Source organism: Mesorhizobium sp. WSM4983 (assembly GCF_029625765.1).
GTDB lineage: Bacteria > Pseudomonadota > Alphaproteobacteria > Rhizobiales > Rhizobiaceae > Mesorhizobium.
Genome location: NZ_JARTVM010000001.1, coordinates 512,070 through 534,371, shown reverse-complemented (window position 1 = coordinate 534,371; position 22,302 = coordinate 512,070). Strand labels below are relative to the sequence as shown.

General features: G+C 64.0%; 17 protein-coding genes and 1 riboswitch. Of the genes, 8 read left to right on the top strand and 9 right to left on the bottom strand.

All coding sequences use genetic code 11. From position 1 onward, the window contains the following. Window positions 1–9: 9 nt before the first annotated feature. The 6 genes from P9254_RS02755 to P9254_RS02730 all read left to right on the top strand — a co-directional run bounded on the left by P9254_RS02755 (window position 10) and on the right by P9254_RS02730 (window position 6,529). Complete coding sequence (locus P9254_RS02755; RefSeq protein WP_278053827.1) at window positions 10–1,224, top strand: AAA family ATPase; 1,215 nt, start codon at window positions 10–12, stop codon at window positions 1,222–1,224. Then, window positions 1,221–2,642 (top strand): CpaF family protein, encoded by a 1,422-nt coding sequence (locus P9254_RS02750; protein WP_067000192.1) that lies wholly within the window; start codon window positions 1,221–1,223, stop codon window positions 2,640–2,642. The genes P9254_RS02755 and P9254_RS02750 overlap by 4 nt, the downstream gene beginning before the upstream one ends. Window positions 2,643–2,645: 3 nt before the next feature. Then, on the top strand, window positions 2,646–3,611 hold the full coding sequence (locus P9254_RS02745) for a type II secretion system F family protein (protein WP_278053828.1): 966 nt from the start codon (window positions 2,646–2,648) through the stop codon (window positions 3,609–3,611). 1 nt (window position 3,612) lies between these two features. Further along, entirely contained in the window at window positions 3,613–4,575 is a 963-nt protein-coding gene (locus P9254_RS02740) for a type II secretion system F family protein (protein ID WP_095829898.1), read from the top strand. Between the two features lie 133 nt (window positions 4,576–4,708). Then, window positions 4,709–5,182 carry a hypothetical protein gene (locus P9254_RS02735; RefSeq protein ID WP_127216322.1) on the top strand — a complete coding sequence of 158 codons (474 nt, stop codon included), beginning with the start codon at window positions 4,709–4,711 and terminating at the stop codon, window positions 5,180–5,182. A gap of 174 nt (window positions 5,183–5,356) precedes the next feature. After that, the gene (locus P9254_RS02730; protein WP_278053833.1) at window positions 5,357–6,529 is read left to right on the top strand and encodes a GGDEF domain-containing protein; all 1,173 of its coding nucleotides are present in this window, start codon (window positions 5,357–5,359) and stop codon (window positions 6,527–6,529) included. 14 nt (window positions 6,530–6,543) lie between these two features. On the opposite strand, the gene gcvP is transcribed toward P9254_RS02730, so the two are convergent. The 9 genes from gcvP to P9254_RS02685 form a co-directional block, all read right to left on the bottom strand. Further along, window positions 6,544–9,354, bottom strand: a complete 2,811-nt coding sequence (gene gcvP / locus P9254_RS02725; RefSeq protein WP_278053834.1) for an aminomethyl-transferring glycine dehydrogenase — start codon at window positions 9,352–9,354, stop codon at window positions 6,544–6,546. Window positions 9,355–9,370: 16 nt separating this feature from the next. Further along, window positions 9,371–9,739 (bottom strand): glycine cleavage system protein GcvH, encoded by a 369-nt coding sequence (gene gcvH / locus P9254_RS02720; protein WP_067000208.1) that lies wholly within the window; start codon window positions 9,737–9,739, stop codon window positions 9,371–9,373. 7 nt (window positions 9,740–9,746) lie between these two features. Then, the gene (gcvT, locus tag P9254_RS02715) at window positions 9,747–10,847 is read right to left on the bottom strand and encodes a glycine cleavage system aminomethyltransferase GcvT (protein WP_067328080.1); all 1,101 of its coding nucleotides are present in this window, start codon (window positions 10,845–10,847) and stop codon (window positions 9,747–9,749) included. 149 nt (window positions 10,848–10,996) lie between these two features. Beyond that, window positions 10,997–11,083, bottom strand: a riboswitch (glycine riboswitch). 266 nt (window positions 11,084–11,349) lie between these two features. Further along, window positions 11,350–12,141: a molybdopterin-binding protein gene (locus tag P9254_RS02710; RefSeq protein ID WP_278053837.1), complete on the bottom strand. Its 792-nt coding sequence runs from the start codon at window positions 12,139–12,141 to the stop codon at window positions 11,350–11,352. A gap of 1 nt (window position 12,142) precedes the next feature. After that, window positions 12,143–13,024 carry a cytochrome b/b6 domain-containing protein gene (locus P9254_RS02705; RefSeq protein WP_278053839.1) on the bottom strand — a complete coding sequence of 294 codons (882 nt, stop codon included), beginning with the start codon at window positions 13,022–13,024 and terminating at the stop codon, window positions 12,143–12,145. 103 nt (window positions 13,025–13,127) lie between these two features. Beyond that, complete coding sequence (locus P9254_RS02700) at window positions 13,128–13,805, bottom strand: DUF1345 domain-containing protein (protein ID WP_067000220.1); 678 nt, start codon at window positions 13,803–13,805, stop codon at window positions 13,128–13,130. A 24-nt stretch (window positions 13,806–13,829) separates the two neighbouring features. Beyond that, window positions 13,830–14,297, bottom strand: a complete 468-nt coding sequence (locus tag P9254_RS02695; RefSeq protein WP_278053840.1) for a YaiI/YqxD family protein — start codon at window positions 14,295–14,297, stop codon at window positions 13,830–13,832. A gap of 62 nt (window positions 14,298–14,359) precedes the next feature. After that, on the bottom strand, window positions 14,360–14,929 hold the full coding sequence (gene gfa / locus P9254_RS02690; RefSeq protein WP_067000227.1) for an S-(hydroxymethyl)glutathione synthase: 570 nt from the start codon (window positions 14,927–14,929) through the stop codon (window positions 14,360–14,362). Window positions 14,930–14,996: 67 nt separating this feature from the next. After that, the gene (locus P9254_RS02685) at window positions 14,997–16,124 is read right to left on the bottom strand and encodes an S-(hydroxymethyl)glutathione dehydrogenase/class III alcohol dehydrogenase (protein WP_127324095.1); all 1,128 of its coding nucleotides are present in this window, start codon (window positions 16,122–16,124) and stop codon (window positions 14,997–14,999) included. A gap of 266 nt (window positions 16,125–16,390) precedes the next feature. On the opposite strand from P9254_RS02685, the gene P9254_RS02680 reads away from it, so the two are divergent. After that, on the top strand, window positions 16,391–18,403 hold the full coding sequence (locus P9254_RS02680; RefSeq protein WP_127324096.1) for an acetyl-CoA carboxylase biotin carboxylase subunit: 2,013 nt from the start codon (window positions 16,391–16,393) through the stop codon (window positions 18,401–18,403). A 116-nt stretch (window positions 18,404–18,519) separates the two neighbouring features. Continuing rightward, window positions 18,520–22,047 (top strand): DNA polymerase III subunit alpha, encoded by a 3,528-nt coding sequence (gene dnaE / locus P9254_RS02675; protein ID WP_278053843.1) that lies wholly within the window; start codon window positions 18,520–18,522, stop codon window positions 22,045–22,047. Window positions 22,048–22,302: the final 255 nt, after the last annotated feature.

The window sequence follows — 22,302 nt, the reverse complement described above, 5'->3', positions numbered from 1 at the left end:
CTGACGACCATGGCATCGGGCACCAAGACCAAGAAGATCCTGCTCGTTTCGACCGATCGGGCGTTTTCGCAGGACACGCGGACGGCTTTCGCTGCATCCGAGGTCATCGAGCTTTTGACGGTCGAGAAAAGCGTCAACGAACTGCGCGGCGAGGTCCAGGAGACCGATTTCGGCGCCGTCATTGTCGACATGGACGCGGCCAAGCTCGAAGAGATCGAGTCGCTGCAGCGCATCATGCGCAGGATCGAAGGCCGCGTGCCCGTGGTCGTCGTCACGCAGGAATTCAATGCGGCGGCGGTGCGCATCCTGGTTCAGCTCCAAGTCGCCGACTTCCTGGTGAAGCCGATCACCACCGCCGATCTGGTGCGTTCCGTCATTCGCGCGCTGCAGGGGCCGGGGCGGGAGGAAAACTCCGAATCGCAAATCTACACCTTCATGCCGGCGGCCGGCGGTGTCGGCACCACCACGCTTGCCCTGCAGACCGCCTTCCAGCTGCACCATTCGGTGACGCGCGGCGCCTCGACCTGCGTGGTCGACCTCAATTTCCAGCAAGGCGCCTGCGCCGAATATCTCGACCTCGAACCACGCTTCGACATCACCGAAATCGAGAACCAGCCCGAGCGCCTCGACCGGCAGCTGCTGGACGTCATGCTGTCCAAGCATGCAAGCGGCCTCTGCGTGCTGGCGGCGCCGACGCGCCCTTCCGAAATGCGCTCGTTCAAGACCGATGTCGTGGTGCGCATGCTCGACCTCGTCTCGGCCTATTTCGACAATGTCGTCATCGACATGCCGCGCACCTGGTTCCCGTGGACCGAGACGGTGCTGCTCGGCTCCAACAAGCTCTATATCGTGGCCGAGATGACGGTGCCTTGCCTGCGCCACACGCAGCGTCTCATCCAGGCCATCTACGAGACGGCCGGCAAGGAAGTGAAGCCGAACGTCATCGTCAACCGTTTCGAGCAGAAGATGTTCGACAGCGGCATCAAGCAGGCCGACGTCCAGGATATCCTCGGCGAGCACTTCGTCGGCGGCATCTCCAACAACTACCGGCTGGTGCGCGAGGCCGTCGACCGCGGCGTGCCGCTGCACGACATCGATCCGAACGCCAATGTCGTCAATGACCTGAAGAAAATCATCCTGCCCGAGGAGGCGGTGGCAACGACGGCAAAGTCGAAGTCGCTGTTCGGCTTCGGCAAGGGCCTCCTGAAGAGGAAAGCAGGATGAGCAGCCGCTTCTCCAACCTGCAGAATCGCGATGTCCGTCCGCTGCGGGCGCCCGAACCCGCGCCCGTTGCGCATCACGCCGTGGTCATTCCGACGACCCGCAAGCCGGCGCCGCCGAAGCCGGAAGCAGCACCCGCAAAGAGCGCCAACAAGGTGCTCGACGCGCGCGTGCGCATCCACCGCATGCTGCTCGAAGAAATCAACCTCGTCGCGCTGGAGCGGCTGCCCAAAGACGAAATGCGCCGCCAGGTGCATGAGTTCGTCTCGGAAAAGACCCGTCAGGAGCGGATGGCGATCAACACCGCCGAGCTCGACGCGCTGGTGGACGACATCGTCGACGAGATGGTGGGTCTCGGCCCGCTGGAGCCGCTGCTCAAGGATCCGGAGATCAACGATATCCTGATCAACGGTCATCAGAACTGCTTCGTCGAAAAGCGAGGCAAGCTGCAGCAGGTCCATATCCCGTTCAAGGACGAGGCGCATCTGCTTCGGATCATTAATAAAATCGTCGCGGCCGTCGGCCGTCGCGTCGATGAATCGCAGCCGATGGTCGACGCCCGCATGCTCGACGGCTCGCGTTTCAACGCCGCGATCAGGCCGGTCGGCGTCGACGGGCCGCTGGTGTCGATCCGCAAATTCTCCAAGAACAAGCTCGGCCTGCACAAACTGGTAGAGTTCGGCGCAATCACCCAGAACATGGCCGAGGTGCTGGCGGCGGCCGTGCATGCGCGCAAGACGACGATCATCTCCGGCGGCACCGGAACCGGCAAGACGACGATGCTCAATGCCTTGTCGGCCTTCATTCCCGAGGACGAGCGCCTGATCACCATCGAGGACGCCGCCGAGTTGCAGCTGCAGCAGCCGCATGTCGCGCGCATGGAGACGCGCCCGGCAAACATCGAGGGTCATGGCGAGCTGAAGCAGCGCGATCTGGTCAAGAACGCGCTGCGCATGCGGCCCGACCGCGTCATCCTTGGCGAGTGCCGCGGCGAGGAGGCCTTCGACATGCTGCAGGCGATGAACACCGGCCATGAAGGGTCGATGGCGACCATCCACGCCAACACGCCGCGCGACGCCATATCGCGCCTCGAACAAATGCTCGGCATGACCGGAATGCCGATGACGGTGCAGTCGATCCGCAGCCAGATCGCGAGCGCCATCGACATCATCGTGCAGCTGACGCGCCTGTCCGACGGCAAGCGCAAGGTGACCAGCGTCGCCGAGGTGACGGGCATGGAAGGCGACGTCATCCAGATGCAGGAGATATTCCGCTTCGTGCGCACCGGCATGGAGGCGGACGGCAAGATCGTCGGCCATTTCGAGGCGACGGGCATCCGACCGCGCTTCCTCGAGGACCTGCGCAACATGGGCATCGAATTTCCGGGCAAGTATTTCGAACCCGGCCGGCCGCAGGAGTAGCCGGTGCTCGAGGGATTCAGCCCGATCTATGCCGTCTACGCGGCGGCGGCGCTCACCGGCATCATGATCGCCGAAGGCTGCTACCTGCTCTATGCCGGCCGCAGCGACAAGCGCACGGCGATCAATCGCCGCATGAAGCTGGCGGAGAACAAGATCAGCCAGGAGCAGGTGCTGATCCAGCTGCGCAAGGAGCGCGGCATGGAAGAGGGCACGCCCCTCCTTTCTTTCGATCGCTTTCGCGCCTTGCGCACGCAGTCCGGCATGATCATGCCGATGCCCAAATTCCTCACGATCACGTCGGGGACAGCGTTCACTCTGGCGCTTTCCGCCGTCTGGTACGGCCTGCCTTTGCTGTTCGGGCTGGTCCTGCTTCCTGTGCTGGTGCCGGTCTTGCCGGTTATGGCGATGCGTTTTCTGCGCAAGCGCCGGCTTAAGCGCTTCGGCATGCAATTGCCGGAAGCGCTGGAGCTGATCACGCGCGGCCTCAAGGCCGGCCACCCGGTGCCGGTGGCGATCGCGATGGTGGCGCGCGAGATGGCCGATCCGATCGGCACCGAGTTCGGCGTCGTGGCCGACGAAGTGACTTATGGCTCGGACCTGGTTTCAGCGCTCAACAACCTGTTCGATCGCGTCGGCCATGAGGACCTGCCGCTGTTCGTCACCGCAGTCTCGATCCAGAGCAGCTCCGGCGGCAATCTGCGCGAGATCCTCGACGGCCTGTCGTCGACCATCCGCGAGCGCGGCAAGCTGCGGCGCAAGGTGCGCGCCATTTCGACCGAAGGCCGCATGTCGGCCTATATCCTGACCGCCGTGCCGGTGCTTCTGTTCACCGCCATCATGGTGCTGATGCCGCAATTCTATCGCGAGGTGTGGGGGATACCGAAGACCTGGTACATGCTGGGCGGCTCGATCCTGTGGCTCCTGCTCGGCAATACCATCATGTTCAAGATGTCGAATTTCAGGTTCTGAAATGGACGAGGTCATCCGCTTCCTTGCCTCGCTAGCGCCGACATCGCTGATGCCGGTGGCTGTGCTGCTGCTGGTGATGGGCGGCGGCGCGGTGGCCTGGCCGCTGGTCGTCGCGCAGGGCGACCGCAACGAGGTCAAGCGCCGGCTGAAGGTCGAGGCGGCGCAGCCGATCGAGCAGCCCGAGCCGGCACCCAGGAAGAACGCGAACGCCGTGCGCGAGAAGGCGGTGAGGCGGGCGCAGGAATTCTATGCCAAGAGCGATCCGGAGAATGTCGCGCGACTGCGCATGAAGCTCATCCAGGCCGGTTACATGGAGCCGCGCGCCGTCGGTACGTTCTTCCTGATCCGTTTTGCCGCGCTGGTCGGAATGGCGCTTGGGGCGTTCCTGGTCAACCATTGGGCGGCCAGCGCCGAATCGACCGTGACCAGCCGCTGGACCTTCATCATCCTGTCGGGAGCGGCCGGCTATTTCCTGCCCGGCCTGGTGCTGACGCAGAAGGTGCGGGAAAAGATGCGCGAATACCGCAATGGCTTTCCCGACTTCATGGATTTGATGATCGTCTGCTCCGACGCGGGCATGAGCATGGAGGCCGGCATCGAGCGGGTCTCGAAGGAACTCGCCAGGACCTATCCGTCGCTCAGCCAAAACCTGCAGCTTGTGTCGCTGGAGCTGAGGGCCGGCCGCAGCCTCGACGATGCGCTGAAAGCGCTCGCCGATCGCCTCAGCCTCGACGAGGTGCGCTCCTTCGCGACGCTCCTGCAGCAGTCCAAGGAGCTCGGCACCAGCCTGTCGGGAGCGCTGCGTGTCTTTTCCGACGAAATGCGCCACAAGCGCATGTCGCTGGCCGAGGAAAAGGCACATGCCTTGCCGGCCAAGATGTCGGTGCCGGTGACGGTGTGCATCCTGCCGGTGGTGCTGATGGTCGCCATCATCCCGATCGTGGTAAGGCTGACGTCGCACTGAGGCCGGCGGTGCTGGTTAACGCATCCTTTGCAAGCAACTGAAATTTAGGCGCATTTCGGCACCGAAGCTTAATCGCTCTCCTGTATGGTCCTTGCTGAAGAACGACCCGGCAAATCGGGCGACGGGGCAGGGCATGCGTCACAGACTTTCCACGGCAGCGGCGGTATTGGCGGCCGTCTTGATGATCACCGGCTGTACTACGAACAGCAGCGTCGACACGACCAAGACCACCGCAATCCAGGCGACGGCCAAGGATATCAGCGCCGCCGACCTGACGGAGGGCAAGGCGCAATTCCGGGAGGCGAATTTCGGTCTTGCAGAACAGCATTTCCGCAAAGCGGTGGAGCTCAAGGCAGACAATGCCGAAGCCTGGATGGGGCTTGCCGCCTCCTATGACGAGCTCGGCCGCTTCGACTTCGCCGACCGCGCCTATACGCAATTGCTGAGGGTCGCCGGGCGCAAGCCGCAGATCGTCAACAATATGGGCTATTCGCAGCTCCTGCGCGGCAACAAGAAGAAGGCAAGGGCGCTGCTGCTCGAAGCCAAGGCCGGTCTCGCCGACCAGACCGTGGTCAACGCCAACCTAGCGCTGCTCGACAAGAGCTGATCCGCTTCCGGCTCGTCCCGCAGCGGAACCGGGCCGTAGTTTCAGCGGACATGTCGACGCTTTGTAAACCCTTTGTCGAGCGAGCAGCGGACACCGGCCGAAAAGGGTTTGCGCCACGCCTCTACAACCTACATTGAGGAAGCAACGAGTCTCCCCAACGGCAGATCTTCAGAGATGTTGGATTTCAGCTCGCTCCTGCTCGCGGCGGCGCTGTCGGGCACATGCCTCAGCGTCACGATGCTCGCGATCTGGCTCACCGCGCCGCAGGCGCGTTTCGTGCTTACGGTCGCCTGCGGCATACTCGTGCTCGTTGCCCATGTCGTCCTGTTCTGGCGCTATACCAAGGACGCCAACCCGTGGCTCTGCCAGATGGTGCTTGCCCTGCTCAGCCTGGGGTTCCTCGTCATCTGTTTGTCGGCGATGCAGTATCTCGGCATCCGCAGTTATCGCCGCGCCATCGTGCCGGCGCTGGCAGCGATGGCGGCCTGCGCCCTCGTCACCTATTTCGGCTTCGATGGCGTCGGCTTTCTGATCACCTATTCGACGGTGACGGCGCTGCTCGGCGCGATCGGAACGATGTTCTGGATGAAGGGCGATCACGACCGCCGGATACTGCTCGTCGTTTCGTTTCTCAGCGGCGCCTGCGGGATATCCTTCGCGCTGTGCGGCCTGGTGCTGCTGGTGCAAGGGCAATGGATCCTAGGCGCCGCGCCCGACAACTGGGCGGAGCGGTTGAACTCCGTCGTCGCGGTCGCCTGCATGACCGGCTTCGGCGCGCTGACGCTTTCGCTGCACCATCTGCAGGCGCAGATCGAGCTCAAGGCCGCGACGATGACCGATCCGCTGACCGGCCTGATGAACCGCAGGGCGCTCAACGAGCTTTACGGCGGTCGCAGCTTCGGTCCGTTCATGGCGATCGCGATGTTCGACCTCGACCATTTCAAGACCACAAACGATGTATTCGGCCATCCCGTCGGCGATCAGGTGCTTTGCCGCTTCGCGGCGGTGATCAAGAAATATGGCAGGGCCGGGGTCGATGCCTTCCGGCTAGGCGGTGAGGAGTTCGCGCTCGTCCTATCGCGCATGACGCAGGAAAAGGCGCACGATATGGCAAGCAGGATCGGGGTCGCTTTCGGCACCGAAATCGTTCCGACCCAACGTGGTCCGTTGCGCAGCAGCGTCAGCGGCGGCATGGGATTTGGCGCCGCCGATGGCCGGACCCTGGACGAGGTGCTGGCTGAGGCGGACGCCGCGCTCTACGCCGCAAAGCGCGCCGGGCGAAACCGCGTGATCGCCCAACGCCAGGAGGACCAGCCCGATAGCGGGCCAGCCCTGCGCTCGGCCTAACTTGCCCTGACCGTCTACTCTGCGGCGCCGAGATATTCCGACAGCGGCGGGCAGGAGCAGACCAGGTTGCGGTCGCCGGCGACATTGTCGATGCGCGAAACCGGCGGCCAGTATTTTGCTGCCAGATCGACGTCACCCGCTGGGTAGGCTGCTTCCATCCGCGAGTATGGATGCGGCCATGCGCCTGCCAATGCCTCGGCGGCAGTGTGCGGGGCGTTGAGCAGCGGGTTGTCGTCGAGCGGCCATTCGCCCTTCGCCACCTTCGCCGCCTCGCCGGCGATCGCAATCATCGCCTCGCAGAATCGGTCGAGTTCGCGCTTGGGTTCGGATTCCGTCGGCTCGACCATCAGCGTGCCGGCAACCGGGAACGACATGGTCGGGGCGTGGAAGCCGTAGTCAATGAGGCGCTTGGCGATATCGTCGACGCTGATGCCGGCGCTCTCCTTGAGCACGCGCGTGTCGAGAATGCACTCATGGGCGATGCGATCGCTCCTGCCCTTGTAGAGGAGGGGGAAATGCGGCGCGAGCCGCGTCGCCACATAGTTGGCCGAAACGATCGCCGTCTCGGTGGCCTGCTTCAGCCCGGAGCCGCCCATCATGCGGATATACATCCAGGTGATCGGCAGGATCGAAGCGCTGCCGAAGGGCGCGGCGGCGACGGCATGCGCCGAACCTTCCGTGACATGGCCCGGCAGATAGGGTTTCAGATGCGCCCTGACGCCGATCGGGCCGACGCCCGGGCCACCGCCGCCATGCGGGATGCAGAAGGTCTTGTGCAGGTTCATGTGGCAGACGTCGGCGCCGATATCGCCGGGGCGGGCGAGACCGACCAGGGCGTTGAGGTTGGCGCCGTCGAAATAGACCTGGCCGCCATGCTCGTGGATGAGGGCGCAGAGATGGCGCGCGCCTTCCTCGTAGACGCCATGCGTCGAGGGATAGGTGAACATCAGCGCCGCGAGGTTCTTGGAATGCTCGTTGGCCTTGGCCCGCATGTCATCCATGTCGATGCTGCCGTCCTCGGCGCAGCGCACGACGACGACGCTCATTCCCGCCATCGCCGCGCTCGCCGGATTGGTGCCATGCGCGGAGGACGGGATAAGGCACACGGTGCGGTGGCCTTCGCCGCGCGCGCGGTGATACGCGCGGATGGCGAGCAGGCCGGCATATTCGCCCTGGCTGCCGGCATTGGGCTGCAGGCTGACCGCGTCGAAACCAGTGATCTCCGACAGCCAGGCCTCCAGGTCGCCGACCATGGCCCGATAGCCGGCCGAATGGCTGGCCGGCGCGAAGGGATGCAGGTTGGCGACATTCACCCAACTCACGGGCATCATCTCGGCGGCGGCGTTGAGCTTCATGGTGCAGGATCCGAGCGGGATCATGGCGCGGTCCAGCGCGAGGTCCTTGTCGGCCAGCCGCCGCAGGAAGCGCATCATCTCGGTCTCGGAGTGGTTCTCGTGGAAAACCGGCTGGGTGAGGAACTCCTTGCCGCGCCGCTGACCGGGCATCGAGCCGGCTGCCACCGTGCCGGGCTTGGCGCCGAATAGCGCCGCGATCGCTTCGAGGTCGGCTTCGGTCGAGGTCTCGTCGAAGGCGATGCCGACGTGGTCGGCATCGATGACGCGCAGCAGCCGGCCAGTCTTCTCGGCGGCGGCGGCTATTGCCGCTGCCTTGCCCTTCACTTCCGCCGTCACAGTGTCGAAGCGATGTGCTCCGAGAACGGCCACGCCCGCTGTCTTCAGCCCCGCCGCAAGGCGGTTGGCGAGAGTGTGGACGCGCTCCGCGATCGCTTGCAAACCGGCGGGACCGTGCCAGATCGCATAGGCCGTCGCCATGTTGGCGAGCAGCGCCTGCGCGGTGCAGATATTGGAGGTCGCCTTGTCGCGGCGGATGTGCTGCTCGCGCGTCTGCAGCGCCAGGCGATAGCCTGGGCGGCCCTTGCTGTCGGTCGACTGGCCGACGAGGCGGCCGGGCATCAGACGGGTGAGCTTGTCGGAGACGGCGCAATAGGCTGCGTGCGGGCCGCCAAAGCCCATCGGCACGCCGAAGCGCTGCATCGGACCGACGGCGATGTCGGCACCGAGCTTGGCCGGCGCATCCGTCAACGTAAGCGCGAGCGGGTCGGCGATGAAGACGACCAGAGCGCCAGCGGCGCGGGCCTTCTCGATCGCCGCCTTGTGGTCGCCATAGACGCCGAAAGTGTCCGGCCAGGAGACGAGCAGGGCGGCGGTGTTGTCGTCGATGGTCTCGCCGTCGACCTCGGTGCCGAGCGGTTCGGCGCGGGTGCGCACGACATCGAGCGTCTGCGGATGCGGCGTGCCGGCAAGCGCCACCTTGGTGCGCTTGTCGCGGTGATGGCGCAGTGCGATGCCGACCGCTTCGGCAACGGCGGTGGCCTCGTCGAGCAGCGATGCCGACGCCACCGGCAGGCCGGTCAGCTCGGCAACCAGGGTCTGGAAATTGAACAGCATCTCCAGCCGGCCCTGACTGATCTCGGCTTGGTAAGGCGTGTAGGCCGTGTACCAGGCCGGGTTCTCGAACATGTTGCGCTGGATGACCGGCGGCACATGGACGCCGTGATAACCGGCGCCGATGAAGCTCTTCAGCACCGTGTTCTTCACCATCATCGCCGACAATTCGGCCAGTGCTTCGGCCTCGCTGGCCGGAGTGGGCAGGTTGAGCGGCAGGTCGAGGCGGATCGATCTCGGCACGGCCTGGCTGATCAGCGTTTCGACGGACGGAACGCCGATGGTGGCGAGCATGGCCCTGACATCGTTGACACTGGGGCCGATGTGACGGGCCGAGAAAGGAATGGGTGCTGCGGTCATTTCCAAGATCCTGGTATCAGCCGATATGGGCTTTGTAGGCGGCCTCGTCCATGAGGCTGTCGAGTTGGCTTGCGTTGGAAAGCTTCATCTTCCAGAGCCAGCCATCGCCGGTCGCCGCCGAATTGACCAATGAAGGGTCCGACGAGAGTGCTGTGTTGGCTTCGGTGATCTCGCCGTCGACCGGCGCATAGACGTCAGAGGCCGCCTTGACGGATTCGACGACTACGGCAGTGTCGCCCTTGGCGAGCTTGCGGCCGATTTCCGGCAGTTCGACGAAGACGAGATCGCCGAGCTGCTCCTGCGCATAGTCGGTGATGCCGACGGTGGCGACGCCGCCTTCGACGCGCAGCCATTCATGATCCTCAGTAAAATAGGTATTTGCCATCGGAATATCATCCTTTGCGGTAGCGATGTGGCGTGAAGGGCAGCGAAGTGACATCGATCGGGATCCTGGTCCCGCGGACGTCGGCGAACAGTCTGATGCCGGGCTTGGCCAGCGCATTGTCGACATAGCCCATGGCGACCGGGTGGCCCGTCGACGGGCCGAAGCCGCCCGAGGTCACGTGGCCGGCCGCATTGCCGTCGGCATCGACAAGCGCGGCGCCGGCGCGCACCGGCTGACGACCATCGGGCTTCAGGCCAACCCGCTTCTGAGACGGCCCGCGCTCGAGGATCGAGCGCAGCGCGTCGGCGCCGATGAAGTGACCGGAAGCGCGGAGCTCCTTAGGGATCGCCCACATCAAACCGCCGCTCGCCGGATCGATCTCGGGTGTCAGATCCTGGCCATGCAGGCAGAGCCCGGCCTCGAGCCGCAGGCTATCGCGGGCGGCAAGGCCGATCCATTGCACGCGCTCATCCTGCAGCAGCTTGCCGACGAGATCGCGGGCATCCGCTTCCGGCAGCCCGATCTCGAATCCATCCTCGCCGGTGTAGCCGGAGCGGCTCATGAACCAGTTTTGCCGGGGCTCGACACCATGCATGAACAGCAGCGAGCCCGTTTCGATACCGGCTCGCGAAAGGGCCGCCCAGGCATCCGGGCCCTGGATCGCCAGGAAGACGCGGTCGAGCGGCTCGACCTTGGCATCGAAATCCGCGGCCAACGCACGCAGATGCCTTTCATCCTCGGCCGCATTGCCGGCGTTGGCCACCACCATGAATCGGCCATCGTCAAGACGCGTGACGATCAAGTCGTCGATGACGCCGGCGGCCTCGTTCAGGAAGAAGGTATATTTGGATTGGGCAATTTCCATCGCGCCGGCGTCGAGCGGGCAGGCGCGGTTGAGTAGGGCGGCGGCGCCCGGGCCGCCGACCTCGAACAGCTTCATATGCGAGATGTCGAACAGGCCGGCATGCTCGCGCGTGTGGAGGTGCTCCTTCATCACGCCGGCCGGATAGGTCAGCGGCATCGACCAGCCGGCAAAAGCGCCGAAACGCGCGCCCGCGGCGCTATGCAAATCCTCGAGGGGTAGATGTTTGGTGTCTTCGCCGGTCATGTCTTCTCCAGAGTCGCACGCAATCGACCGCCATTAGCGGTCCAGTCCGTGCCCCTCTGTCTGAAGCCTGAGAGACTCGCGCCCCGTAACTCTGTCGGCAGCGCTTACACCTTCGGCGCGGGAAGATTCCCGACTTTCCAGAGTTGTCTTTCCCGTCCACGGTTCTTTTGCCTGAGAGATTTCGGGCGATTTCCCCTTCGGCGACAGCTTGCGCTGTTCTCTCCCGCAAACAGGTAGGACTCAGTCACCTGAGCCCTCGACGCGCCATCCATAGCCCGTCGGCGACACCTTGTCACCTCCCAGCGACATATCTCTCGGCAGCCGACGCCGATGACAACACCCGATCTGGTCTGAACGGCGGCCCAGCAAGGCGGCCTAGTCGCCGAGGCCATCGTCTTGCAAAGGATGATGTTGGAATGGCCGATTGTCGCCGTGAGGCTTTTCTCGATCGCGTTGAACTCGGCTGACGCAAGATCGTGCTCGGCCTGCAGGCGAAGCGCCATCAAATACCGGCATACCAGTCGTAGCCATTGTCTTCCCAATAGCCGCCGCGACCGCCGCCGACCTTGGCGAAGCCGTCGACCAGCTCGATCTTGTAGAGATATTTCGGCATCTTGTAGCCGAGCTGGCGCTCGACCCGCACCCGCAGCGGCGCGCCGTTCTCGACCGGCAGCGGCTTGCCGTTCAAGCCGTAGGCCAGGATCGTCTGTGGGTGGCGGGCATCTATCAGGTCGATGCTGCCGTAATATTTGATGTCGCCGGACAGGCTTTGCTCGATCGTGTCGAGGCAATGGAACATGACGTAGCGCGCCTGCGGCTTGACGATGGCCTGATCGAGCACCAGCGACAAAGGTGTGCCGGTCCATTTGGCGATGCAGCTCCAGCCTTCAACGCAGTCGTGGCGGGTGATCTGGGTGCGGCTCGGCATGTTCTGCAACTGCTCGCGGGTGAGCGACAGCGGTTTTTCGACGAGGCCGGTCACCTCCAGGCGCCAGTCGGCGAAATTATTGGCGAGAAGACCCTTATAGGTGTCGTCGTCAGGCGCGGTGACGCCGTTCGGCCGCTGCGGCTGGCGGATGTCGGCCTCGCTGAATTCCGGTGCCAGCGCGTCCCGGCCGGCGAGCAGGCGCTGTGCGCGGTATGTCAGCCCGTTGGCGTTTTCGAGGAAGCTGCGCAGCCCGCTGCCGACGCCCAGACCGCTGTCGAAGGCATCGCAGCCGGACAGCGCGATGCCTGACAGACCGAGGCTGGCGGAGGTCAAGAACTTCCGGCGGCTAATCTGGAATTTTGCCATGTCAGGCGCTCCTCTCGGTTGCCTGGTCGTGTTTTGCGGGCGGGTCGGTGCGGTACCAGCCGGTGATGATCGAGCGCAGCTCGTTGATCGGGCCGGCAGCCACGATCATCAGCATATGGACGACGAAGAAGAGCACGAGCAGCACCATGACAATGAAATGGATGGTGCGAGCCGTCTGCCGACCGCCCAGGATTTCATTGAGCCAGGGAAGTACCGAATTCATGCTCGGCGACATCGCAAGCCCGGTGATGATCATCAGCGGGAACAGCACGAAGAGCACGCCGCCATAGGCCATTTTCTGCAGCGTGTTGTATTCGCGCGCGTGGTGGAATTTCAGCCTCGCATGGTCGAGGATGTCGCGCGGCAGCTTGCGCAAGTCATCCAGGCGAGGGGCAAGATCGCGGCGGATATGGCCGTTGATCAGGCTCGCGACCAGCCAAATGAGCAGGGTTGCGCTCAGCACCCAGGCGAAGAAGAAATGCACGACGCGGGCCGTGCCGAGGTCGTAGTAGGACGGGATCGTCGCCCAGGACGGAAAGGCGCGCGGCGTTTCCTGTCCGGGAGGGCCGGACCAGCCGAGCACGCCGGTGGTGTCGAAGCGATGCCCGAAGATTTTGGTAAAGCCGCGCGGTCCGCCGTCTGTGTTTTCGGCGCCGATCTCGAGGATCGTATTGTTGTATTGGAAGCCCGATTCCTTGCCGATGTAGAGTTGCGGGCGCGCGTTGAAGATCTGCAGGCCCGAAAGCAGCATGAAGAACAGCGAGAACGCCCAGAGCCAATGGGTCAGGCGCGTCCAGCGCGATTGCCGGTAAATCAGCGTCGGGTCCTTCGGCGCGGATGCTTCCACCTCGGCGGAGGGTTCGCTTCTGGCGACGGTCTCCATATCTTGGTGTCCTCCCGGCTCGCTCGTCTGCGGCCTCTCAGAGCCTTGTTCTCCTCCCAATACGTCTCCGGCCCAAGCGTTGTTTCATCCGATCACGGATTTATTATGGACTGCCCAGGCTGACCGCGAGATTGACCGCGGCGGCGACGATCACCGTGTTGAAGAAAAAGCTCAGGATCGAATGGACGAGCACGACCTGGCGCATGCGCGAGGTCGTGATCCCAGTGTCGGCGGTTTGCGCAGTCATGCCGATGACGGTCGCGAAATACAGGAAATCCCAGCCTTCCGGGCGTTTGCCGCCGGGAAAATCGAGGCCGCCGACCGGATTCTTCTTCCTGGTTTTCTCGTCGATCTCGTCGCCGTCCATCCAGTAGACATGCGCATAATGCAGCGCCGCCATGGCATGGATTGTGAACCAGCCAAGCGGGATCGACAGCATCGCGAACAGAACCTCCAGCGGATGCGCGGCAGCCTTTTGGTTGATGAGTTGAAACAGCGAGCCGATGGCGAGGCCGACGACCAGGAGCGTGACCGCAAAAATCAGCAGCACCGGCAGGTCCGTGGCACGCGCGTTCTTGCTCAGGTAACGGACGGTGAGCCTCGGCATCGCGACCAGCACCAGAAGAGTGTAAGCGGCGAAGAAGAGGTTGGCGCCGATGGAGTAGGGCAGCGGCGCCCCCAGCATCAGGGCGAGAAGCAGCGCGACAATGCCGATGGCCGCAGCCAAAGCGAACTGCACGTGCCGGTGGATCGGCGTGTTGAGGGATATGTCGTCGCCCATGGCCGGTTCTCAAAGGGCTTCGGGTCAGCCGGGTGTGGCGGATTTGAGCGCCCGCCGCAAGATGCGGTCGAGCTCGCCGAGAAAGTTTGACCTGTCCTTCGCCGTGAAGGCGGCGTTCAAGCCGCGGCTTTCGCCGGTCTCGCGCAGATGCTGCTTCAAATCCCGCATCGCCACCGCCATGCCGATGGTCTCGGGCGTGAGGGGACGGCCCGTGGGTCCCAGCACATGCGCGCCGAGCGCCACCGTGCGCGCGGCAAGCGGGATATCGGCCGTCACCACGACATCGTTGGGTTTGGCGTTCTCGACGATCCAGTCGTCCGCGGCATCCGCGCCCTTGGAGACGACGACATTGCGGATCATCGGATCGCGCGACGGGCGCAGGCCGCCATTAGAAACATAGGTAACGGCAATGCCGTGACGTTCCGCGACCTTCTCGACCTCGGCTTTCACCGGGCAGGCATCGGCGTCGACGTAGATGATGGGTGCGGGCATCGTCTCTCCAAACGTGCAAAGGGCCGGCGTTGGCCGGCCCTTTACCAGAAATCCCGCAATCGTCAGGCCGCCAAGGCTCCCGACTTCTTCGCCGTCCAGGTGGCGATGTAGTCCATCAGGGCGGGGTTGAGGCAGTCATAGGGTTCGAGCCCGATCGACTTCAGCTGGCCGCGGATGCCGTCCATGCGGCTCGGGTCGACGCCGGCTTCGATGATGGAGGAGACAAAGGCGGCAAAGCCGGGCGGCGACCAGCCGTCCTCCTCGAAACGCTCGGGATGGATGAAGGACAGACCCTTGAAGGGATGGTCGCGCTCGACCGGGCCGTACATGTGCACGCCGCAGCTGGTGCAGGCATGGCGCTGGATCAGCGCTGCCGGGTCGACCACCTTCAGCTTGTCGCCATTCTCGGCCACAGTGACGTCGCCGGTGCCGGCAACGGCCACGACCGAGAACACCGCGCCTTCCGGCTTCCAGCATTTGGTGCAGCCGCAGGCATGGTTGTGGGCGATCTGGCCCTTGACCTTCACCTTCACCGGGTTGCTGGTGCAGAGACAGACCAGCGTGCCGCCGGAAAAGGCAGCACTTTCCTTCGGCAGCCCGTTGTCGATCTTCGGATGCAATTTTTCCGCCATTCGTCCTTCCTCCCATGTTGAGCCGCAAAGGTTGCGGGCTCCAGCCCACGACCGATGCGGCATTGCTTCAGTAAACCACGACGCTGCGGATCGACTTGCCCTCATGCATGAGGTCAAAACCCTTGTTGATGTCGTCGAGCGTCAGCGTATGGGTGATCATCGGATCGATCTGGATCTTTTTCTCCATGTACCAGTCGACGATCTTCGGCACGTCGGTGCGGCCGCGCGCGCCGCCGAAGGCGGTGCCCATCCAGGTCCGGCCGGTGACCAGTTGGAAGGGCCGCGTCGCAATCTCCTGGCCGGCGCCGGCAACGCCGATGATGACCGACTTGCCCCAGCCGCGATGCGAGGCTTCCAGCGCCTGGCGCATCACCTTGGTGTTGCCGGTGCAGTCGAAAGTGTAGTCGGCGCCGCCGATCTGGTCGGCGCCGCGCTTGGTCAGGTTGACCAGGTAAGGCACGATGTCGCCGTCGATCTCCTGCGGATTGACGAAATGCGTCATGCCGAACTTCTCGCCCCAGGCCTTCTTGTCGTTGTTCAAGTCGACGCCGATGATCATGTCGGCGCCGGCCAGGCGAAGGCCCTGGATGACGTTGAGGCCAATGCCGCCGAGGCCGAAGACGACGGCCGTAGCGCCCTGCTCGACCTTGGCGGTGTTGATGACAGCGCCGATGCCGGTGGTCACGCCGCAGCCGATATAGCAGATCTTGTCGAAGGGGGCGTCGGGATTGACCTTGGCGACCGCGATCTCCGGCAGCACGGTGAAGTTGGAGAAGGTCGAGCAGCCCATATAGTGGAACAGCTTCTCGCCGCCGACCGAAAAGCGCGAGGTGCCGTCGGGCATCAGGCCCTGTCCCTGCGTGGCGCGGATGGCGGTGCAGAGATTGGTCTTGCGCGACAGGCAGGACGGGCACTGCCGGCATTCGGGCGTGTAGAGCGGGATGACATGGTCGCCCTTCCTGACCGAGGTCACGCCCTTGCCGACATCGACGACGATGCCGGCGCCCTCATGGCCGAGGATCGCCGGAAAGATGCCTTCCGGATCGGCGCCCGAGAGCGTGAACTCGTCGGTGTGGCAGATGCCGGTCGCCTTGACCTCGACCAGCACCTCGCCCTCGCGCGGCCCCTCAAGATCCACCTCCATGATCTCCAGCGGCTTTCCGGCACCAACGGCAACTGCGGCACGCGTTTTCATGAGGCATTCCTCCCAAGGCAATCTTAAAAGTCTCAGCTTTATGGCAGGCCGTCGAGCCTGCCCGGCGAGGCGAATACCGCCTGCCATTTTCTTGCGCTCGCCACCACCTTACCGGGTTCGAAGGTGGCGGCCAACGTCTGTTGCGACGTTTTTCGACGCCGCTTCTGCAAAAGCATCGAGCGCCGAAGGGCAGGGGCTGCAGACACTTGAGGCGCGTCGGGATTGTCCATAGAACTAGACGGCTTCGCCGGAGGAACGACATCCGAATGTTCAAGAAGATCCTGATCGCCAATCGCGGCGAGATCGCCTGCCGCGTGATCAAGACGGCGCGCAAGATGGGGATCGCCACGGTCGCGGTTTATTCGGATGCCGACCGCGACGCCGTGCATGTCGAAATGGCCGACGAGGCCGTGCATATCGGCCCGTCGCCGGCGGCGCAGAGCTATCTAGTGCCTGAGAAGATCATCGCCGCCTGCAAGGAAACCGGCGCCAAAGCGGTGCACCCGGGTTATGGTTTCCTGTCTGAACGCGCCTCTTTCTGCGAAGCGCTGGAAAAGGAAGGCATCATCTTCATCGGACCGAAGCCCAAGGCGATCCGCGCAATGGGCGACAAGATCGAATCGAAGAAGTTCGCCAGCCAGGCCAAGGTTTCGACCGTGCCCGGCTGGCTGGGCGTCATCGAAAATGCCGACCACGCCGAAAGGATTGCCGGCGAGATCGGCTATCCGGTGATGATCAAGGCCTCGGCCGGCGGCGGCGGCAAGGGCATGCGCATCGCCCGGAGCAGTGCGGAAGTGCGCGACGGCTTCGAGCGCGCGCGTTCGGAAGCGAAAAGCTCCTTCGGCGATGACCGCGTCTTCATCGAGAAATTCGTCGTTGACCCGCGCCATATCGAGATCCAGGTGCTGGCCGACGCGCATGGCAATGCGCTCTATCTGGGTGAGCGCGAATGCTCGATCCAGCGCCGCAACCAGAAGGTGGTCGAGGAAGCGCCGTCGCCGTTCCTCGACGCCAAGACGCGCAAGGCCATGGGCGAGCAGGCTGTGGCGTTGGCGAAAGCCGTCGATTACCAGAGCGCCGGCACGGTCGAGTTCATCGTCGACAAGGACAGGAACTTCTATTTCCTTGAAATGAACACGCGATTACAGGTCGAGCATCCGGTGACGGAGCTCGTCACCGGCATCGATCTGGTCGAGCAGATGATCCGCATCGCCGCCGGCGAAAAGCTCGGCATCAGGCAAAACGAGGTGAAGCTGAACGGCTGGGCGGTGGAAAGCCGTCTCTATGCCGAGGACCCGTTCCGCAATTTCCTGCCCTCGATCGGCCGGCTGACGCGCTACCGGCCGCCGCAAGAGGGCATGTTCGGCGATGTGGTGATCCGCAACGACACCGGCGTTGCCGAAGGCGCCGAGATCTCGATGTTCTACGACCCGATGGTGGCAAAGCTCTGCACCTGGGCGCCGACGCGGCTCGAGGCTATCGATGCCATGTCCGAAGCACTGGACGGTTTTGTCGTCGACGGCATAGAGCACAACATTCCGTTCCTCGCTGCGTTGATGCAGCATCCGCGCTGGCGCGAGGGGCGGCTTTCCACCGGCTTCATCGCCGAGGAGTATCCGGACGGTTTCGCGCCGGTCGAACCGGACGGTGAGGAGAGGGCGGTATTCGCCGCGATCGCCACCGCGATTGAGCTGCTGCGGCGGGACCGGCTCGACCGGCTCAGCGGCCGGTTGGCACCGCATTCGGGCCATCTCAAGCGCGACTGGGTGGTGAAGATCGGCGCGGACTATCTTTGCGCCGGCATCCTCGACGGCATGGTCTCGATCCCGATGGAGATCGATCTCTCGATCAATGGCAGCGAGCCGCTGACGGTCGCTTCCGACTGGCGGCCGGGCGACCCGATTTGGCGCGGCAGGGTCGGCGGCAACCGGATCGCGGCGCAGGTCCGGCCGGTGCTGAACGGCCTTTGTATCGCCTGGAAGGGCATGTCGGTGACGGCTCAAGCCATGCTGCCGCGGACGGCGGAGCTGGAAAGGCTGATGCCGGAAAAGCTGCCGCCGGATACCTCGAAAATGCTGCTTTGCCCGATGCCAGGACTGGTGGTGTCGATCGCCGTCGCCGAGGGCCAAGACGTCAAGGCCGGCGAGACGCTGGCCGTGGTCGAGGCGATGAAGATGGAGAACGTGCTGCGCGCGGAGCGCGACCTCACCGTGGCGAAGCTTAACGCCAAACCGGGCGACAGCCTCGCGGTCGACGCTGTGATCATGGAGTTCGCCTGACCCAGGGCGACATAGGCCGCAAGCTTGTGGTTCGCGGTCGATTGTACTGGACTGGCATCGCGGCGTCCGGGACAATACATCTGCACGGATGAGTCCTTGAGATAGCGCGAAAAAACATGGCGGATGAACGACTTCCACGCGACCCTTTGCAGCGCGAAGCTGTCGTGAAGGCTACGCAGCCGGAGACGCCTGCGCGGAGGTTCATCCATCTGCGCGTGCATTCAGCCTATTCGCTGCTCGAGGGCGCCCTGCAGCTCGGCGCCATCGTCGGCCACGCGGTCAAGGATGAAGCGCCGGCGATCGCAGTGACCGACACCAACAATCTGTTCGGCGCGCTCGAATTCGCCCAGAAAGCGGTCAAGGACGGTATCCAGCCGATCATCGGCTGCCAGGTCGATCTGGTCTTTTCCGGCGAAACGAGCGACGCCCAACGCGACCGCCGCCGGCACGGTCCCGAGATGTCGCCGATCGTGCTGATCGCCGCCAGCGAGGCCGGCTATGCCAATCTGGTCCGGCTGATCAGCAAGGTTTATCTGGAAACGCCGCCCGGCGAGCCGGTGCACATGACCAGCGCCATGCTGGAGAGCCATCGCGATGGCCTGCTATGCCTGACCGGCGGCCCGCGCGGCCCCATCGGCAGCGCGCTGAAGGCGGACCGCCGCGACCTGGCCGAACAGCGGCTGCTGGTCCTCAAAGAGCTTTTCGGCGACCGTCTCTATGTCGAGCTGGAACGGGTCGCCGGCTATGACCGTATGGTCGAAAAGTCGACGCTCGACCTTGCCTATATTCACGAACTGCCGCTGGTCGCCACCAACGAGGCCTTCTTCTCCAAGCGTGAAGACTATGAGGCGCATGACGCGCTGATTGCGATCGCCGAAGGCTCGGTGGTGGCCGCCGACAATCGCCGGCGGCTTTCGCCCGACAATTTCCTGCGCGGCCAGGCCGAGATGGCACGGCTGTTCTCCGACCTGCCGGAAGCGATCGACAACACGGTCGAGATCGCCATGCGCTGCTCCTACTATCCGAAGAACCGCAGCCCGATCCTGCCGCGTTTCACCGGCGCCGACTCCGCCGACAAGGACGCCGCCGAGATGGCGGAAGCCGCCGAGCTCGCGCGCCAGGCGCGCGAGGGCCTGGAGGCGCGGCTTGCCGCGCACGGACCGACGCCCGGCTACACGGTCGAGCAATATCGCGAGCGGCTCGAATTCGAGCTCGGCATCATCGAGAAGATGAAGTTTCCCGGCTACTTCCTGATCGTTGCCGACTTCATCAAATGGGCGAAGGCGCAAGGCATCCCGGTCGGACCGGGGCGCGGTTCGGGCGCCGGCTCGCTTGTAGCCTATTCGACCACCATCACCGACATCGACCCACTGCGCTTCTCGCTGCTGTTCGAGCGCTTCCTCAACCCGGACCGCGTCTCGATGCCGGACTTCGACATCGACTTCTGCCAGGACCGGCGCGAGGAGGTCATCCGCTACGTCCAGCAGAAATACGGCCGCGACCAGGTCGGGCAGATCATCACCTTCGGAACGCTGCAGGCGCGTGCGGTGCTGCGCGACGTCGGCCGCGTCCTGCAGATGCCGTATGGCCAGGTCGACAAGCTCTCCAAGATGGTGCCGCAGAACCCGGCCAACCCGGTCAAGCTGGCGGACGCTATCGCCAACGAGCCGCGCTTCGCCGAGGAGGCGGAAAAGGAGCCGATCGTGCAGACGCTGCTCGACACCGCGCAGAAGCTCGAGGGCCTCTACCGCCATGCCTCGACGCATGCCGCCGGCATCGTCATCGGCGACCGGCCGTTGTCGGAATTGGTGCCGATGTACCGCGATCCGCGCTCGGACATGCCGGTCACCCAGTTCAACATGAAATATGTCGAGCAGGCCGGGCTGGTGAAATTCGACTTCCTCGGCCTGAAGACGCTGACGGTGCTGGAAACGGCGGTGAAGCTGATCCGGCGGCGCGGTGTGGATATCGATCTTGCCCGCATCCCGCTCGACGACCCCGAGACTTACGCCATGCTGTCGCGCGGCGAGGTGGTCGGCGTGTTCCAGGTTGAAAGCGCGGGCATGCGCAAGGCGCTGATCGGCATGCGGCCGGACTGCATCGAGGACATCATCGCGCTGGTCGCGCTCTATCGCCCAGGCCCGATGGAGAACATCCCGACCTACAATGCCAGAAAGCATGGCGAGGAGGAGATGGCCTCGATCCACCCCAAGATCGACCACCTTGTGAAGGAAACTCAAGGTGTCATCGTTTACCAGGAACAGGTGATGCAGATCGCGCAGGAGCTTGCCGGCTATTCGCTCGGCGAAGCCGATCTTCTACGCCGCGCCATGGGCAAGAAGATCCGCGCCGAGATGGACAAGCAGCGCGAGCGCTTCGTCACCGGCGCCGTCGAGCGCGGCGTCGGCAAGGCGCAGGCCGATTTCATCTTCGATCTGCTGGCGAAATTCGCCGACTACGGCTTCAACAAGTCGCACGCCGCGGCTTATGCGGTCGTTTCCTACCAGACCGCCTATCTCAAGGCGCACTACCCCGTCGAGTTCCTGGCGGCGTCGATGACGCTCGACATGAGCAACACCGACAAACTGGCCGATTTCCGCCAGGACGCGCTGCGCCTCGGCATCGAGGTGGTGGCGCCGTCGGTGATGACCAGCTTCCGACCCTTCGAGGTCGGCGAGAACAAGATCTTCTACTCGCTGGCTGCGCTCAAAGGCGTCGGCGACGCGGCGGTCGAGCACATTGTCGAGAAGCGTGGTGAGAGGCCGTTCAAGAGCCTTGCCGATTTCTGCGGGCGCGTGGATCCGAAGATCGTCGGCAAGCGCGTCTTCGAAAGCCTGATCATGGCGGGGGCCTTGGACTGCTTCGGGCACGACCGCGCCGTGATGATGGCCGGCGTGGAGCGGATGATGGGGCTCGCGTCGCTGGCGCAGCAGAATGCCATCTCGGGCCAGACGGATATTTTCGGCGCCTCGCTCGGCGCGCAATCGCAGGCGCTCAACCTGCCGGCGGCCGAGCCATGGCTTGCCGCCGACCGGCTGCACCGCGAGTTCCAGGTGGTCGGCTTCTATCTCTCTGCGCATCCGCTCGACGAATACAAGGCGGCGCTGCAGAAGATGCGGGTGCAGAACTGGGCGGAATTCTCCGCCGCGGTCAAACGCGGCGCTGCGGCCGGCCGGCTCGCCGGCACCGTCACCACGAAGCAGGAGCGCAAGACCCGCACCGGCAAAAAGATGGGCGTCGTGCAGTTTTCCGACACCACCGGCCAGTACGAGGCGGTGCTGTTCTCCGAAGGCCTGGCGCAGTATCGCGACATGCTGGAGCCTGGCCGTTCGGTGGTGATCACCGTCTCGGCCGAAGACCGGCCGGAGGGGATCAATCTGCGCATCCAGACGGTGCAGTCGCTGGAGGACGAAGCAAGCCGCATCCAAAAGGCGCTACGCATCTTCGTGCGTGATGCTCAGCCCATCAACATCCTTGCCAACCAGCTTGCCGTGAAGGGCGAGGGGCAGGTGAGCTTCGTGCTGATCAAGGAAGCCGGCCAGGGCGAGGTGGAGATCGAACTGCCCAACCGCTATCGCATCTCGCCGCAGGTCGCGTCGGCCATGCGCGCGGTGCCGGGTGTCGTCGAAGTGGAACTGGTGTAGCGTTCCAACTACTTGTTCTCGCGCAACTCCGAACAGAAACCGGGTAACGCTTTTCCTGGAATGCTTTGGCGCGAGGCGTGGCCACCAATTCAAGCCCCGCCGCCATCACCCGTACTGGCCAAACCACGTCATTCGCTCAACGACGTATGGTTCTGTATATCTTTGCCTAACTTGTTCTTGCTAATCTTGCAGCTGGGCTGCGGAAATGTTGGGGCCCAAGCTGTAAGCAAGGCTGACGATTGGGCAGGAGCGGGC

Bases quoted from the DNA above. Each gene is read 5' to 3' on its own strand.
- P9254_RS02755 (WP_278053827.1), top strand. From the start codon at position 10: ATGGCATCGGGCACCAAGACCAAGAAGATCCTGCTCGTTTCGACCGAT.
- P9254_RS02750 (WP_067000192.1), top strand. From the start codon at position 1,221: ATGAGCAGCCGCTTCTCCAACCTGCAGAATCGCGATGTCCGTCCGCTG.
- P9254_RS02740 (WP_095829898.1), top strand. From the start codon at position 3,613: ATGGACGAGGTCATCCGCTTCCTTGCCTCGCTAGCGCCGACATCGCTG.
- P9254_RS02735 (WP_127216322.1), top strand. From the start codon at position 4,709: ATGCGTCACAGACTTTCCACGGCAGCGGCGGTATTGGCGGCCGTCTTG.
- P9254_RS02730 (WP_278053833.1), top strand. From the start codon at position 5,357: ATGTTGGATTTCAGCTCGCTCCTGCTCGCGGCGGCGCTGTCGGGCACA.
- gcvP (WP_278053834.1), bottom strand. From the start codon at position 9,354: ATGACCGCAGCACCCATTCCTTTCTCGGCCCGTCACATCGGCCCCAGT.
- gcvH (WP_067000208.1), bottom strand. From the start codon at position 9,739: ATGGCAAATACCTATTTTACTGAGGATCATGAATGGCTGCGCGTCGAA.
- gcvT (WP_067328080.1), bottom strand. From the start codon at position 10,847: ATGACCGGCGAAGACACCAAACATCTACCCCTCGAGGATTTGCATAGC.
- P9254_RS02710 (WP_278053837.1), bottom strand. From the start codon at position 12,141: ATGGCAAAATTCCAGATTAGCCGCCGGAAGTTCTTGACCTCCGCCAGC.
- P9254_RS02705 (WP_278053839.1), bottom strand. From the start codon at position 13,024: ATGGAGACCGTCGCCAGAAGCGAACCCTCCGCCGAGGTGGAAGCATCC.
- P9254_RS02700 (WP_067000220.1), bottom strand. From the start codon at position 13,805: ATGGGCGACGACATATCCCTCAACACGCCGATCCACCGGCACGTGCAG.
- P9254_RS02695 (WP_278053840.1), bottom strand. From the start codon at position 14,297: ATGCCCGCACCCATCATCTACGTCGACGCCGATGCCTGCCCGGTGAAA.
- gfa (WP_067000227.1), bottom strand. From the start codon at position 14,929: ATGGCGGAAAAATTGCATCCGAAGATCGACAACGGGCTGCCGAAGGAA.
- P9254_RS02685 (WP_127324095.1), bottom strand. From the start codon at position 16,124: ATGAAAACGCGTGCCGCAGTTGCCGTTGGTGCCGGAAAGCCGCTGGAG.
- P9254_RS02680 (WP_127324096.1), top strand. From the start codon at position 16,391: ATGTTCAAGAAGATCCTGATCGCCAATCGCGGCGAGATCGCCTGCCGC.
- dnaE (WP_278053843.1), top strand. From the start codon at position 18,520: ATGGCGGATGAACGACTTCCACGCGACCCTTTGCAGCGCGAAGCTGTC.